This is a genomic window from Leucobacter sp. Ag1, from assembly GCF_000980875.1.
Lineage (GTDB): Bacteria > Actinomycetota > Actinomycetes > Actinomycetales > Microbacteriaceae > Leucobacter > Leucobacter iarius.
The window spans coordinates 13,808-27,453 of record NZ_LAYO01000086.1; the positions used below are offsets into that span (position 1 = coordinate 13,808).

The 13,646-nt window shown below is 71.9% G+C and carries 14 protein-coding genes; 9 read left to right on the forward strand and 5 right to left on the reverse strand.

The window, feature by feature from the left end:
* The first annotated feature begins 7 nt into the window (after positions 1 to 7).
* Genes XM48_RS06020 through XM48_RS06035 form a run of 4 tightly spaced genes read left to right on the forward strand, consistent with a single transcriptional unit; the run spans position 8 to position 3,421 of the window.
* Positions 8 to 970 carry an ABC transporter permease gene (locus XM48_RS06020; protein ID WP_046454904.1) on the forward strand — a complete coding sequence of 321 codons (963 nt, stop codon included), beginning with the start codon at positions 8 to 10 and terminating at the stop codon, positions 968 to 970.
* Positions 967 to 1,782 carry an ABC transporter permease gene (locus tag XM48_RS06025; RefSeq protein WP_046454905.1) on the forward strand — a complete coding sequence of 272 codons (816 nt, stop codon included), beginning with the start codon at positions 967 to 969 and terminating at the stop codon, positions 1,780 to 1,782. The genes XM48_RS06020 and XM48_RS06025 overlap by 4 nt, the downstream gene beginning before the upstream one ends.
* On the forward strand, positions 1,779 to 2,669 hold the full coding sequence (locus tag XM48_RS06030; RefSeq protein ID WP_046454906.1) for an ABC transporter ATP-binding protein: 891 nt from the start codon (positions 1,779 to 1,781) through the stop codon (positions 2,667 to 2,669). The genes XM48_RS06025 and XM48_RS06030 overlap by 4 nt, the downstream gene beginning before the upstream one ends.
* Positions 2,666 to 3,421: an ABC transporter ATP-binding protein gene (locus XM48_RS06035; RefSeq protein ID WP_046454907.1), complete on the forward strand. Its 756-nt coding sequence runs from the start codon at positions 2,666 to 2,668 to the stop codon at positions 3,419 to 3,421. The genes XM48_RS06030 and XM48_RS06035 overlap by 4 nt, the downstream gene beginning before the upstream one ends.
* Here the strand turns inward: XM48_RS06035 and XM48_RS06040 are convergent.
* Entirely contained in the window at positions 3,390 to 4,031 is a 642-nt protein-coding gene (locus XM48_RS06040; protein WP_046454908.1) for an NAD(P)H-dependent oxidoreductase, read from the reverse strand. The genes XM48_RS06035 and XM48_RS06040 overlap by 32 nt on opposite strands.
* 66 nt (positions 4,032 to 4,097) lie before the next feature.
* Between XM48_RS06040 and XM48_RS06045 the strand changes: the two genes are divergently transcribed.
* Positions 4,098 to 4,676: a TetR/AcrR family transcriptional regulator gene (locus tag XM48_RS06045; RefSeq protein WP_046454940.1), complete on the forward strand. Its 579-nt coding sequence runs from the start codon at positions 4,098 to 4,100 to the stop codon at positions 4,674 to 4,676.
* Positions 4,677 to 4,701: 25 nt separating this feature from the next.
* Here XM48_RS06045 and XM48_RS06050 read toward each other — a convergent pair whose 3' ends face one another.
* The 3 genes from XM48_RS06050 to XM48_RS06060 are packed head-to-tail and all read right to left on the reverse strand — an operon-like array spanning position 4,702 to position 8,388.
* Complete coding sequence (locus XM48_RS06050) at positions 4,702 to 5,637, reverse strand: rhodanese-related sulfurtransferase (RefSeq protein ID WP_046454909.1); 936 nt, start codon at positions 5,635 to 5,637, stop codon at positions 4,702 to 4,704.
* 40 nt (positions 5,638 to 5,677) lie between these two features.
* The gene (locus XM48_RS06055; protein ID WP_046454910.1) at positions 5,678 to 6,877 is read right to left on the reverse strand and encodes an amidohydrolase; all 1,200 of its coding nucleotides are present in this window, start codon (positions 6,875 to 6,877) and stop codon (positions 5,678 to 5,680) included.
* Positions 6,877 to 8,388: an MFS transporter gene (locus XM48_RS06060; RefSeq protein ID WP_046454911.1), complete on the reverse strand. Its 1,512-nt coding sequence runs from the start codon at positions 8,386 to 8,388 to the stop codon at positions 6,877 to 6,879. The genes XM48_RS06055 and XM48_RS06060 overlap by 1 nt, the downstream gene beginning before the upstream one ends.
* Before the next feature lie 122 nt (positions 8,389 to 8,510).
* Between XM48_RS06060 and XM48_RS06065 the strand changes: the two genes are divergently transcribed.
* From XM48_RS06065 to XM48_RS06075, 3 genes are all read left to right on the forward strand, one after another.
* Positions 8,511 to 9,539 (forward strand): Lrp/AsnC family transcriptional regulator, encoded by a 1,029-nt coding sequence (locus XM48_RS06065; protein ID WP_046454912.1) that lies wholly within the window; start codon positions 8,511 to 8,513, stop codon positions 9,537 to 9,539.
* Between the two features lie 77 nt (positions 9,540 to 9,616).
* Positions 9,617 to 11,017, forward strand: coding sequence for a pyridoxal-dependent decarboxylase (locus XM48_RS06070; protein WP_046454941.1), 1,401 nt, complete (start codon positions 9,617 to 9,619; stop codon positions 11,015 to 11,017).
* Between the two features lie 178 nt (positions 11,018 to 11,195).
* Positions 11,196 to 12,059 carry a TipAS antibiotic-recognition domain-containing protein gene (locus XM48_RS06075; RefSeq protein WP_046454913.1) on the forward strand — a complete coding sequence of 288 codons (864 nt, stop codon included), beginning with the start codon at positions 11,196 to 11,198 and terminating at the stop codon, positions 12,057 to 12,059.
* A 34-nt stretch (positions 12,060 to 12,093) separates the two neighbouring features.
* Here the strand turns inward: XM48_RS06075 and XM48_RS06080 are convergent, their stop codons facing one another.
* Entirely contained in the window at positions 12,094 to 12,864 is a 771-nt protein-coding gene (locus tag XM48_RS06080) for a FadR/GntR family transcriptional regulator (RefSeq protein WP_046454914.1), read from the reverse strand.
* Between the two features lie 170 nt (positions 12,865 to 13,034).
* Here XM48_RS06080 and XM48_RS06085 point away from each other — a divergent pair, with 170 nt between their 5' ends.
* Positions 13,035 to 13,592 carry a YbhB/YbcL family Raf kinase inhibitor-like protein gene (locus XM48_RS06085; protein WP_046454915.1) on the forward strand — a complete coding sequence of 186 codons (558 nt, stop codon included), beginning with the start codon at positions 13,035 to 13,037 and terminating at the stop codon, positions 13,590 to 13,592.
* Positions 13,593 to 13,646: the final 54 nt, after the last annotated feature.

Consider the following 13,646-nt stretch of genomic DNA (forward strand, 5'->3'; position numbering starts at 1 on the left):
GTGCACGATGCTCGGCTATCTGCTGCGCCGCGGCGCGCTCCTGATCGGATCGCTCGCGGTCGCGATGATCGTGATCTTCGTGCTGCTGCGCCTGTTGCCCGGCGATCCGGCGAACGCGCTGCTCTCGGTGAGCGCGACTCCCGAGCAGATCGCGGCGGCGCGCAAGCAAGTGGGATCGGATCAGCCGCTGCTCGTGCAGTTCGGTGCCTGGGCGGCCCAGATGCTGCGCTTCGATCTGGGCGAGTCCCTCATCACCGGTGCGCCGGTCGGACCCGAGATCTCCTCGCGACTGCGGGTGACGCTGCCGCTCACGCTCCTCGCGTTCGGCATCGCGCTGGTGCTGTCTGTCGCGGCGGGCGTGACCGCGGCGGTGCAGTCGGACCGCTGGTACGGCACGCTGCTGTCGGGCGTCGCGCAGCTCGGCATCGCGGTCCCCGTGTTCTGGATCGGGATCATCCTCGTGTGGGTCTTCGGGCTCGGGCTCGGCTGGTTCCCGACGGGCGGCTTCCCCGCGGACGACTGGTCGGATCCGGCGGGGGCGTTCTCGTCGCTCGTGCTGCCCGCGCTGGCCATCGGTCTCGTGATGGGGGCCTCGCTGACCCGCTACATCCGGTCGGCGACGCTCGACGTGCTCGGCAGCGACTACCTGCGCACGGCGCGGGCGCACGGATCGGGCTTCGGTGAGGCGCTGTGGCGGCACGGGCTGCGCAACGGCGCGGTGCCGGTCGTCTCGGTGCTCGGCATCGAGCTCGCGACGACGCTGCTCGGGGCGGTCGTGGTCGAGAGCGTCTACGCGCTGCCGGGGCTCGGCAGCTACCTCGTCGACGGTATCGCGAAGCACGACTTCGCCGCGATCCAGGGGGTGCTCGTCGTGACCACCCTGCTGGTGCTGCTCGTCGGCTTCGCGGCCGATGTCGTGCAGCGCCTCATCGATCCCCGGCTGCGGGCGAGCGTGGGGGTGGCGTCGTGAAGCGCGCAACGCTCTGGATCGGTCTGGGCCTCGTCTCGGTCGTGGTGCTCGTCGCCCTCGTCTCGCTCGTGTGGCTGCCGTACCCGCTCGACGACACCTCCGGCGGGCGCCTGTCGCCGCCCTCGGGGGAGCACCTGCTCGGCACCGACAAGCTGGGGCGCGACCTGCTCAGCCAGCTCATGGTCGGCGCCCGCATCGCGCTCCTGGTCGGTGCGGGATCGGTCGTGATCGCGACACTCATCGGGGTGACCCTCGGCCTCATCGCCGCGTTCGCGGTCCAGTGGCTCGACGACTCGATCTCGGCGCTCCTCGACGTGGCCATCGCGTTCCCCGTGCTGCTCACGGCCATGCTCATCGTCGCGCTGCAGCCGCCGTCGCTGGGCTCGGCGATCCTCGCGATCGGGCTCGGCATGTCCGCGGTCATCGCGCGCATCGCGCGGATCCTCGCGAAGCGGGTCGTCGGATCGCAGTACGTCACCGCGGCGCGCACGAGCGGCACGCGCACGCTCGGGATCGTGCGGCGCCACGTGCTGCCGAACATCGCGCCCACGCTCGCGGTCACCCTCGCCCTGCAGTTCGGCGCGGCCGTGCTCGCAGAGGCGAGCCTCTCGTACCTGGGACTCGGCGCTCCGCCGCCCAACGCGTCGTGGGGCCGCCTGCTGCAGGAGGCGCAGGGCACCGTGCTCGAGGCCCCGGTCGGCGCGATCGCACCGGGTATCGCGCTCGTGGTGCTCGTGCTCGGCGTGAACTTCGTGGCGGACGGCCTGCGCGACGCGGCCGACCCCACCCGGCGCAGGAGGCGATCCGCATGAGCGTTCAGACCGGCGAGCGGGCGGGCGCGGACGCGCCGCTGCTCCGTGTCGAGGGGCTCACCGTCTCGGCGGGTGCCGGGGCGGAGGCGACCGAGCTCGTGCGCGGCATCTCGTTCGAGATCGCCGCGGGCGAGCGGGTCGGCCTGATCGGAGAGTCCGGCTCGGGCAAGTCCCTCACCGCGCTCGCGATCGCGGGCCTGCTGCCTGCCGGGCTGTCGGCCGGCGGTTCCGCCGTGCTCTCCGGCGTCGAGACCATCGGCGCGAGCGAAGCCGAGCTGCGGCCGCTGCGCGGACCCGCGATCGGTTTCGTGTTCCAGGAGCCGCTCACCGCGCTCGACCCGCTGATGCGGGTCGGCAGGCAGATCGCCGAACCGCTGCGACGGCACCGCGGCCTCCGCGGTGCCGAGCTCGCCCGGGCGGTCGCAGAATCCCTCGCCGAGGTGCGGCTCGAGGATCCGCGCCTCGCCCGCGCCTACCCGCACGAGCTGTCGGGCGGGCAGCGGCAGCGCATCGCGATCGCGATCGCCCTCGCCGCGCGTCCGGAGCTGCTCGTCGCCGATGAGCCCACGACCGCGCTCGACGTGACCGTGCAGGCCGACGTGCTCGGGCTGCTCGACCGGCTCGTCGCCGAGCGCGGTATGGGCCTGCTCTTCATCAGCCACGACCTGGCGGTGGTCTCGCAGCAGACCTCGCGGGTGCTCGTGCTGCGTGCGGGCGAGGCCGTCGAACGGGGCGCGGTCGCCGATCTGGTGCGCGCTCCGCAGCATCCGTACACGGCTCAGCTCGTCGCGCATGCGCGAGCGCTCGACGCGGCGCTCGACGGCGCGGCGGGCGGCGGGAGCACCGCGGCGGACGGCCGCGGCGGAGACGCAGGAGGCGACGCATGACCGTGCTCGAGGCCGCGAACGTCGACTTCGCCTACGGTCGCCGCCCGATCCTGCACGGGGTCTCGCTGCGGCTCGGCGCGGGCGAGTCCGTCGGTGTCGTCGGCGAGTCCGGTGCCGGCAAGTCGACGCTGCTCTCGCTGCTGCTCGGGCTCGCGGCGCCCTCGGCGGGCGAGGTGCGGTTCGACGGAGCCCCGCTGCGGTTGCGCGATCGAGCCGCGATGCGGCGATTCCGCTCGGGCGTGCAGGCGGTGTTCCAGGATCCGTACTCGTCGCTCGACCCCCGGCAGCGCGTCGACCGGATCGTGGCCGAACCCCTCGAGTCGCTCGGGATCGCGCGCGGCGCCGACGCGGCGGATCGGGTGCGGGCCGCGCTGGCCTCGGTCGGGTTGCCCGAGGACGCTGCGCTGCGGTATCCGCACGAGTTCTCGGGCGGTCAGCGGCAGCGCATCGCGATCGCCCGGGCCACGGTCGTGCGCCCGCGCGTGCTCATCGCGGACGAGCCGGTGAGCGCCCTCGACGTGAGCACACGCACCCAGGTGATCGACCTGGTGAACGAGCTGCGCGCGACGACGGGCCTCGCGCTCGTCATGGTGTCGCACGACCTCGGGGCCGTCGCCGCGACCTGCGAGCGCACGCTCGTGCTCGAGGGCGGTCGCGTGGTCGAGGAGGGCCCCACCTCGGGCATCCTGTCGACGCCGCGAGAGGACTACACGCGCCGACTCATCTCGGCGATCCCGCGGCTGCCGGGGTAGTCGCGATCGGCTCTGCGGCAGCGCTTCGGCCGGAGCGCAGGTCGTCCCGGCGTCGATCAGAGGCTCCGGTTCGGGCTGCCTCGGCGATCCAGCGCTCGCGCTGCCGTTCGCTCGCGGCGCCGACGCCCAGCATGCGCCGCACCGGGAACGGGCGCACGCCGCAATAGCGCATCGTGTGCCGAGAGACCTGGCGCGCGGCCGGGGTCCCCACGAACGGCAGCGCGATCCGAGGGGTGTCGGCGAGCAGGTACATGCGACCGCGGCGCCCGGTGAGCAGGCCCTGCGGGAGGCCCGCGGGCGACATCCGGTACTCCTGCTGCGGCAGCAGGGCGCGGTCGAAGAAGCCCTTGAGCAGCGCGGGCACCGATGCCCACCACATCGGGGTGGCGATCACGATGCGCTCTGCGGCGTGCAGGGCGTCGCGCGCGTCCTGCAGATCGGGTTCGATCGGGATCCGCTTGCGATAGCCGAAGCGCATGTGCGGGTCGAAGTCGAGGTCTCGGAGTGCGAGCAGGCGAGCGTCGCCGTGCCCGTCCGCGTAGCTGCGGGCGATCGCCGAGGTGAGCGAATCGGGGTTCGGGTGTCCGTCGATGACGAGGGCGGTGGGCATCCGGCGATCCAATCTTGACAGTGTCTATTTATGTGGGCAGTGTCAAGATAAGGAATGATGTTGCTCGTGTCAAGTTCCCGAGAGGCCTACCATCACGGTCGGCTGGCCCAGGCGCTGGAGGACGCGGCCATGCAGCTGCTCGAGCGCAAGCCCGCGACCGAGATCAGTCTGCGCGAGGTCGCGCGCGCGGCCGACGTCAGCCACAACGCTCCGTACCACCACTTCACCGACCGGCGCGGGCTGCTGAAAGCGCTCGCCGAGCGCAGCATGAGGGAGCTGCTGGCCGGCGTGCGGGACGCGGTCGGCGGCGCCCGAGCCGCCGGCGGGCCCGTCGACGCGCTGCTCGCGGGCGGCAGCGCCTACATCCGGTTCGCCGTCGAGCACCCGAACGCCTTCACCGCCGTCTACGACCCGACGGTGTGCATCCCGGGCGCCCCGACCGAGACGATGGCGCCGCTCATCGAGGAGCTCGAAACGATCCTGGGGTCGACCGCGGCCGCGGTCGGTCTCGGATCCGAGAGCGATGCGCTCGCGCTGTGGGGGCTGATGCACGGCCTCGGCACCCTCTGCGCGGCGGGGCACTTCCCGGCCGCCGCGGCGCAGGCCGCATTCGCTGCGGGTGCGACCCGCATGCTGCCGAACTGACGACCCGAGCAGCTCGGTCGAACGCTCAGGCCGCGATGTGCTCCTCGCAGGAGGCGCCCGCGTGGGACGCGCACAGCACGAGGCGCTTGCGGCAGGCCGGGTCGGCGCAGTTCGCGAGCTGCTTCGACGCCTCGCCGCAGACGGCGCAGCGCCCGAGCACCGCGGCCCCCGGAGCGAAGTCCATCGACTCGCGGCCGTCGAACACCGCGAGGGATCCCTCCCAGAGCCCGTCGTTGCCGAAGGCCTCGCCGTACTTCACGATGCCGCCGTCGATCTGGTAGACCTCGCCGAACCCCCGCTCGACCATCGCGGCCGAGAGGATCTCGCAGCGGATCCCGCCCGTGCAGTAGGTCACGACCGGGCGACCCTTGAGCTCGTCGAACGTGCCGCTCTCGATCTGCTCGATGAACCCGTGGGTGGTGCGCACGTCGGGCACGACCGCGTCCTTGAACCGGCCGATCTCGGCCTCCCAGGCGTTGCGGCCGTCGAAGAACACGACCTCCTCGCCGCGCTCCGCGACCAGCTCGTTGACCTGCTGCGGCGACAGGTGCGTACCGCCGCCGACCACGCCGTTCTCGTCGACCACGGTCTCGTCGGGGATCCCGAAGGCGACCAGCTCGTCGCGCGCCTTCACACTGAGCTTCGGGAAGTCGGCGATGCGCCGCCAGGGCGCGCGCCGGTCGACGCCGTGCAGCGGCTCGGCCGCATCGGGTTCGAACGCGGTGCCCTCGCTCCACTTCGGCACGAGCGCGGCGAACGGCGCGTACGCCTTCGTGCGACGCAGGTACTGCTTGCAGGCGTCGAGCTCGCCGCCGACGGTCAGATTGATGCCGTGCTTCGAGATGATGATGCGGCCGCGGAGGCCGAGGGACTCGCACAGCTCGCGCTGCCAGAGGCGCACCGCCTCGGGATCGGGGACGGGGGCGAAGGCATAGGCGAGCAGGATCTTGGGCGCGGACACCCGTCAATGGTAGGCGACGTGCCCGCGCCCGCGCCGTGTCTCAGCGTCCGGCTGCGAACTCGGCGTAGGGGGCGCGCTCCGCGCGTGCGAGGAGCAGGCGCTCGCGCAGCTCGGGCGACGCCGCCGCCCCGGCCGCGGTCAGTGCGAGCGCGATCGCGCCGTCGATGGCTGCGCGATCACCGGCTTCGGAACGCGCTGCCGCAGCGAAGTCGGGGTGGTGCGGCGACGCCGAGGTCCCGCGGATCTCGAGCATCGGATGGATCGCGGGCAGGTACTGCGAAACGTTTCCCATGTCGGTCGAACCGCCGACGAAGCCGCGGGGCGGTTCGCCGAGCACGTAGTCCAGCTCCTCGGTCACGGCGCGATCCCAGAGCGCCGAGAGCTCTGCGTGCGAATCGAGCGGCTCGTAGGGAGCTTCGGTCTGCTCGATCGCCCACTCGCAGCCGGTGGCGATGGCCGCCCCCTCGGCCACGCGACGCACCCGCTCGCGCGCCGCGGCCCACTCCTCGGGATCGGTGCCCCGGATCTCGATCTCCATGAGCCCGCGTGCCGGGATCACGTTCGTGGCTTCGCCCGCTTCGACTACCCGCGACGCGACGACGATCGACTTCGGCAGCTGCTGCCGGAGCAGACCGATGCCGACCTGCGTCAGTGTGACGGCGTCGCCCGCGTTGATCCCCGTGTGGGGCATCGCTGCGGCGTGCGCGGCACGGCCGGTGAACTCGATCTCGATGTGCTCGAGCGCGAGCGTGAGGTGGCCGCTCGCGGGCAACTGCCCCGTGGGGGCCGGGTGCACCATCAGCGAGAGCGCCGCATCGTCCCAGGCGCCCCGCTGCAGCAGCAGGATCTTCCCGCCCCCGTCCTCCTCGGCCGGTGTGCCGAGCAGGACCACGCGCAGGCCCAGCTCATCGGCGACCTCGGCCAGTCCGAGCGCCGCGCCCACCGAGGCGGTCGCGATCACGTTGTGCCCGCAGGCATGGCCCACCGTGGGGAGGGCGTCGTACTCGCAGGGGATCACGACGGTGAGATCGCCGGTCCCGAAGACGCCCTCGACGGAGGTCGGCAGCTCGTACGCGCCTCGGGTCACGGCGAAACCGCGGCGCTCGAGCAGGGCGGCCACGCGTTCGGCGGCGCGAACCTCGGCGAAGGCCAGCTCGGGGTCGTCGCTGATCTCGTGGCTCAGGCGCAGCAGATCGGCTTCGGCCGCGGCGATGGCGGAGCGGATGCGGTCGGTGGTCATCAGAGTGCCTCCTCGGCGATCGGGGTGTTGGGGGTGCTGGGAGAGTCGGGAGTGTTCGGGGCTTCGACGGTGCTCGCATCGCCCGCGGGCACACGATCCCGCAGCCGCATGGCGAGCACCGTCGCGACGGCTCCGAGCAGCGCGAAGAATGCGAAGGTGAGCTGGAACGCGACGAAGGGGGCGGGAACCTCGGCGAGGTCGGCTCCGGCCGGAGCCGAGGCTGCGGTGAGCACGGTCATGAGCGTCGCGATCACGGCGCCCGAGATCGATCCGCCGATGGTGCGTCCGGTGTTGTAGATGCCCGAGATGGACGCAGCGGACTCCTGCGGAGCACGCTCCACGACGATGCCGGGCATGGTGGCGAGCAGGATCCCGAGGGCGAACCAGGACACGGCGAAACAGGCGGTGGCGAACACGGCGTTGCCGGGGCCGGTCGCGAGCACGCACATGGTCGCCGTGACGATCGCAGTGCCGATTATGACGGTCGTGCGCACGCTCAGCGCGCGACGGAGCAGGGGCGTCGCGAAGGAGCCGAGACTCGAGGAGATGCCGGTGATGGCGAAGATCAGGCCGACGGCACCGGGGGAGACACCGGCGCCGTACCCGGCCGCCTCGGGCGACGCGGTGAGGTAGAGCACCATCGGGGTCTGGGAACCGAACATGACCATCGCGGCGAGCAGCCCGAGCGCGAGGGGGACGCCGAGACGAATGCGGCGCAGCAGCGCCAGGTCGAAGAGCGGGGTCGTCGCGCGGAGCTCGACGAGGACGAAGGCCGCGAGCGCGAGTGCGCCGACCGCTGCCGGGATGAGGGCATCGGGCGCGAGCCATCCGGCGGACGGGCCGTTCGCCAGACCGTACATGATTCCGGCCACGCCCAGCCCGAGCAGCAGGGCGCCCCACCAGTCGACGCTGCGTCGGCTGTCGCCCGGAGTCGCGGGAACCGCGACGAGCAGGACGAGAGTGATGATCGCGAGTCCGACGGCGGGAACGCTCTGCGTCAGGACGAGGTTTCCACTCCACTCCATGATCGTGCCGCCGAAGAGCGCTCCGAGCGCGACGCCGATGGTCAGGGTGCCTACCAGTGCACCGACGATGCGCGCGGCGTTCTGGGATCGGTGATGCTTCAGCGTCGCCATCTCGAGCGGGAGCAGCGCCGCGACCGGGCCCTGGACGATCACGCCGATGAGGAGCAGCGGGAAGCTCGGGGCGAAGGCGATGAGCAGAGACCCGATCGCCGTGCATGCGGCGCAGACGACGAGCAGCACCTTGGCGCCGAAGCGGTCGGCCAGCATCGTCATGAGGGGCACGGAGACGGCCGAGGAGAGCAGGCCGACGGTGAGCACCCAGTTGAGGGCGCCGTCACCGACGCGGTAGTGGGTGCCGATGGTTTCGAGCAGCGGCACGATCCAGCCCTGCACGAGGCCGCCGAACAACTCGAGCAGGATGAAAGCGGGGACGAGCAGCGGTGCGGCCTGTCTGAGGCCGGTGCGCTCGACGGAGGAGTTCGTCATTGAGGTTCCTATTCGCAGGGGAGGACCTGCGCTTCTACACTCGTGTCAGGCCCGCAGACAGCGTGCCAGCATCGCGAGAAGTCCGTGATGAATGCAGAAAATCTGCAATAGGAGGTTCCCTGATGTCAGAAAACCTCGAATCGGCACTCGGGGCACTCGACCTGCAGATCCTCAACGCCATGCAGCTCGATCCTCGGATCCCCTGGAACGCGGTCGCACGGGTCGTCGGCGTGGACGCCGCCACCGTGGCAAGGCGCTGGGCGCGCATCGAGTCGGAGGGGCGGGCCTGGATCTCGCTCACCGAGGGGCCGAGACGGATGCCCGTCGCGGCCTTCATCGAGTTCTCCTGCGAACCTGGCCGCGTCCTCGAGGTCGCGGATCGAGTGGCCGTCGATGACCGCGTCGCCTCGCTCGACCTCACCGCCGGCCGCCGCGATCTCCTCGCGACCCTCTTCGCCCGCACGGAGGACGCGCTGGCCGATCACGTGCTCTCGGAGCTCGGAGCGCTGCCCGGTGTGCGCAGTATGCAGACCCACGTGCTCGACCGGATCATGCGGATCGGCTCGGACTGGAGTCTCGGGACACTGTCCGCCGAGCAGCGCGGGCGGATTCCGAAGCCGCGGCCGCCGCGGGCCGGATCCGCGAAGCGGGTGGATCCCGCGCTCGCCGACGCGCTCGTCGAACTGTTGCGCCGGGACGGCCGCGCATCGTTCGCAGAGCTGGGGTCGGCTCTCGGAATCAGCGCGCAGCGCGCGGCGGATGCTGTGTCCCGACTGCGCCGCTCGGGAGACGTCGTCCTGCGGGTCGACGTGGCACTCCGCCAATCGAACTGGCCGGTAGCCGCGTGGTACTTCATCCAGGCTCCCGCGGAGACCGTGATCGGCAGCAGCGCTGCGCTCGCCGATCTCGACGCCGTCCAGGTTGCCGCCTCGGTTACCGGGCCCTACCCGCTGATCGTGGCCGCCGGTGCCACTTCCCGGGCGGAGGCGCTCGACTTCGAGGCGCAGCTCGAACGCCGACTGCCGCGAGCCAGGGTCGCCGACCGCTCGCTGATCCTCCGGGTTCGCAAACATCTCGGCCGTGCGCTCGACGCGCGCGGGCTCGCCCGTCCGGAGATCGCGGAGCAGAACGGCTGGACCGGTCCAGACTGAAGCGGGCTTGTGCGATTCCCGCCGCAGGATCGAGACTTGCGATGCACACCCGTCTGCGCACGACCCGGGAGACCGTCATGACCGCCGAAGCCGACCCGAACGCCCACACCCGCATGCACTCGGTCTCCGAGGAGACCCGGAGCATCGTCGACCTGGTGCTCGACTACTCCCGGCGCCGCCTGCTGGCCACCGACACCCCGCTCGACCACGCGTCCTCACCGGGCGAGCTGACCCGCCTCGCGGGCCGCACCATCAGCGAGGAGGGCATCGGTGCGAGCCGCGCGCTCGCCGCCTTCGAGATGGTGCTCGCGCCCGCCTGCATCACAACCGATCACCCGCAGTACCTCTCGTTCATCCCGAGCGCTCCGTCGAAGGCCGCGATGGCGTTCGATCTCGTCGTCTCGGCGAGCGCGCTGTACGGCGGATCCTGGCTCGAGGGATCGGGTGCCGTGCACGCCGAGAACGAGGTGCTGACGTGGCTCGCCGGCGAGTTCGGCCTGCCCGCCGGAGCCGGCGGCGTGTTCGTGCAGGGCGGGACCATCGGCAACCTCTCCGCGCTCGTCGCGGCCCGCGACACCGCGCGCCGCGCCCGCACCGCGGCGGGGCTTCCCGCCCGCCCCGAAGGCGGCTGGGCGGTCGTCTGCAGCGCCGAAGCGCACTCCTCGGTGAAGTCCGCGGCCGAGATCATGGACGTCGACGTGATCGCCGTGCCCGGCGGCGACACCGGATCCCTCTCGGCCGCCGCCGTGCGCGAGGCGCTCGAGTCCGACGGCGAGCGCGTGTTCGCGGTCGTCGCGACCGGTGGATCCACGAACTTCGGCATCGTCGACGACATCGCGGGCGTCGCCGCGCTGAAGGACGACTTCGACTTCTGGCTGCACGTCGACGGCGCCTACGGCCTCACCGCGATACTGTCGCCGCTCGCCCGGCACCACTTCGCGGGCGTCGAGCGCGCCGACTCGGTGATCGTCGACCCGCACAAGTGGCTGTTCGCGCCCTACGACGTGTGCGCGCTGATCTACCGCGATCCCGAGAACGGCCGCCTCGCGCATACCCAGCACGCCGAGTACCTCGACGTGCTCACCGAGCAGGCGGCCTACGACCCCTCCGACTACTCGATCCAGCTGACGCGCCGGCCGCGCGGCCTGCCGCTCTGGTTCTCGCTCGCGACCTACGGCGCCGCGACCTACCGGGACGCGGTGACGCACTCGATCGCGCTCGCCCGCCGCATCGCCGACGAGATCGAGCGACGCCCGGGCTTCTCGCTCGTGCGCGATCCGCAGCTCTCGGTCGTCGTGTTCGAGCGCGACGGCTGGTCGAAGGCCGATTACGAGCGGTGGTCGGATCAGCTGCTCGAGGACCAGCAGGCGTTCGTGGTGCCGAGCTCGCACGCGGGACGCACCAACGCCCGCTTCGCGATCGTGAACCCGCTCACCACCTTCGAGCAGCTCACCGCGATCCTCGATTCGATGAAGTAGTCGCCTCCTTCGGCCCGCCCCTCCCGAGGCCCGCGGAATGCCGTCATCCTGCGCGAGGTACGAGTCGCAGGATCTCGCACTCTCATCGCTTGACCTTGACGTTACGTCAAGTTCTACCGTTGAATCGTCGGGATCGGAGGGGCCACGGACGGCCCCGTCCCGACGACCGGGAGGAACCGTGGAGTACTCGATCCAGGAGGTGGCGAAGGCCGCGGGCACGACCTCGCGCACCCTGCGCCACTACGGCGAGCTCGGCCTCGTGCCGCCCAGCCGGGTCGGTGCGAACGGCTATCGCTTCTACGACGACCGCGCGCTCGTGCGGTTGCAGCGGGTGCTGCTGCTGCGCGATCTGGGCCTCGGGTTGCCGCGCATCGGCGAGGTGCTCGCGGCTCAGGACGCGACGGTTCGGGATCCGGGCCGCGCGGCGGCGGATCCCGCGGCGAGCGCCGCGGGTGCCTCGCGCGCCGAGGCCGGGATCCTGCGCGGGCACCTCGAGCTGCTGCGTCAGGAGCAGCGGCAGCTCGACGCCCGCATCGGTGCGGTCGAACGTACGATCGCGGAGCTGGATCGGCGCGGAAGCGGCGGCGCGGACCTCTCGGGAACGGAAGGGAACGGAGGAGACCTCATGTCTCGGAACATCTTCGACGGATTCGATCACACGCAGTACCGCGAGGAGGTCGAGGAACGCTGGGGCGCCGACGCGTACGCGAAGTCGGACGCCTGGTGGAACGGCCTCGGCGCCGATGGGCAGCAGGAATGGAAGGATCGCGTCGCGGCGCTGAACGCCGATTGGATCGCGGCCGCCGAGCGCGGCGAGGATCCCGCGGGGGAGGCGGCGCAGGCGCTCGCCGAACGGCACGTCGCCTGGCTGACGGGCATCGCGGGCACGCCCGCGGCGGCCCCGGGCGGCGATGTCGTCGGGTACGTGCTCGGCCTCGGTGAGATGTACGTCGCCGACGAGCGGTTCGCCGCGAACTACGGCGGTGCCGCAGGAGCGACGTTCGTGCGCGACAGCCTGCGCGCGTGGGCCGAGCGCCGCTAGGCGGCTCGGGAGGGGCTGCGCAGGCCCCGGCGGACTAGGCCCGGCTCGCCTCGTTGTCGCGCACCTGCGCGATGCGCTCCTCCTGCTCGGGGGTGCGCGGCAGCGGCTGCTTGACCTGGTTCTCGCTCACGATCACCACGTCGTGGTCGACGTGGTCGGCCATGGAGTGGACGGCGTCGATGAAGTCGCGGCGGCGGATGGCGTCGAGCACGCGGGCGTGATCGCGCTCCATCTCGGTCGCGGTGGCGACGTTCGCGAGGCGGCCGCGGTGCTCGGGGCTGCGGAGCTGCTCGTTGATGCCGGCGTAGAGCGCGGCGAGGAGCCGGTTCTTGGCGGCATCGAAGAGCAGTTGGTGGAATCGGCTGTCGAACGCGCTCGACTCGGCGCCGCGGGTGAACACCGGGCAGCGGTTGCAGCCGAGCTCGTCGGCCGCGGCCTGCTCGAGCGCCTCGAGGTCGTCGTCGCTGCGGTGCAGCGCAGCCTGCTGCGCGGCCTCGATCTCGAGCGCTCGGCGGTAGCTGAGGATCTCCTCGAGCGTGAAGTCGACGAGGAACTCGTTGAGGAGCGTGCTCGTGGGCGTCGAGGAGCGCACGAAGGTGCCGCGCCCTGGCAGGGTCTCGAGCATGCCGATGCTGGCGAGCGAGCGCACGGCCTCGCGCACGGTCGAGCGGCCGACGCCGATCTGCTCGGCGAGTTCGGGCTCGATCGGGATCCGCTCGCCGACGGGCCAGTCGCCCGTGGTGATCTTGCGACGCAGGTAGGCGAGCGTCGCGCGGGCCCGTTCGGATCCGGTCGTCACTGCCATGTCTGTTTCTCCGCCTCAAGCACGGCCCGAGTACTCGTTGGCGCACCCGCGCCGAGCCGTGCCCCGAGTATATCGACTGCGCGGCTGACGGTAGCCCTCGCCGTCACCTGCTCCTAGGCTGGGGACCGCAGACAGGATCCCGGCCGCCCGGCCGGACGAGGAGGTCCCCGATGACGCAGCCGACGCAGGGGCGAGGCCCCAACAATCCTTACGCCGCCGTGCGGGAGGTGCCCGAGTTCGTGCTCGCGAGCACCGAGATCGAGGCGGGCGAACCGCTGCCGGCCGAGATCTACGACACGGCATCCGGCGGCAGCAACCGTTCACCGCAGCTCAGCTGGTCCGGCTTCCCCACCGAGACCCGCAGCTTCGCGGTCACCTGCTTCGATCCCGACGCGCCGACCGGATCGGGCTTCTGGCACTGGGCCGTCGCGAACATCCCGGCGAGCGTCTCGGAGCTGCCGGCCGGGGCCGGGGGACTCGGCTCGCCGCTGCTGCCCGCGGGCGCGATCACGATGCCGAACGAGCTGCGCGAACCGGCGTTCGTGGGGGCGGGACCGCCCGAGGGCACCGGCGTGCACCACTACTGGTTCGTCGTGCACGCGCTGAGCGTCGAGCGCATCGACATCGATCCGCAGGCGACGCCCGCGGTGCTCGGCTTCCTCATGCGGGACGCGGTGCTGGCGCGCGGCGTGCTCGTCGCGACGGGCGAGTACGGACAGGCCGACTGACCCGTAGCGCACGCCCCGTTTCGCGGCTCGCCGCGCGGCGGATACCATGCTGAG

Coding starts and splice junctions, on each gene's coding strand:
- XM48_RS06030 (WP_046454906.1), top strand. CDS start 1,779: ATGAGCGTTCAGACCGGCGAGCGGGCGGGCGCGGACGCGCCGCTGCTC.
- XM48_RS06065 (WP_046454912.1), top strand. CDS start 8,511: ATGTCAGAAAACCTCGAATCGGCACTCGGGGCACTCGACCTGCAGATC.
- XM48_RS06070 (WP_046454941.1), top strand. CDS start 9,617: ATGACCGCCGAAGCCGACCCGAACGCCCACACCCGCATGCACTCGGTC.
- XM48_RS06085 (WP_046454915.1), top strand. CDS start 13,035: ATGACGCAGCCGACGCAGGGGCGAGGCCCCAACAATCCTTACGCCGCC.
- XM48_RS06020 (WP_046454904.1), top strand. CDS start 8: ATGCTCGGCTATCTGCTGCGCCGCGGCGCGCTCCTGATCGGATCGCTC.
- XM48_RS06035 (WP_046454907.1), top strand. CDS start 2,666: ATGACCGTGCTCGAGGCCGCGAACGTCGACTTCGCCTACGGTCGCCGC.
- XM48_RS06055 (WP_046454910.1), bottom strand. CDS start 6,877: ATGACCACCGACCGCATCCGCTCCGCCATCGCCGCGGCCGAAGCCGAT.
- XM48_RS06040 (WP_046454908.1), bottom strand. CDS start 4,031: ATGCCCACCGCCCTCGTCATCGACGGACACCCGAACCCCGATTCGCTC.
- XM48_RS06080 (WP_046454914.1), bottom strand. CDS start 12,864: ATGGCAGTGACGACCGGATCCGAACGGGCCCGCGCGACGCTCGCCTAC.
- XM48_RS06060 (WP_046454911.1), bottom strand. CDS start 8,388: ATGACGAACTCCTCCGTCGAGCGCACCGGCCTCAGACAGGCCGCACCG.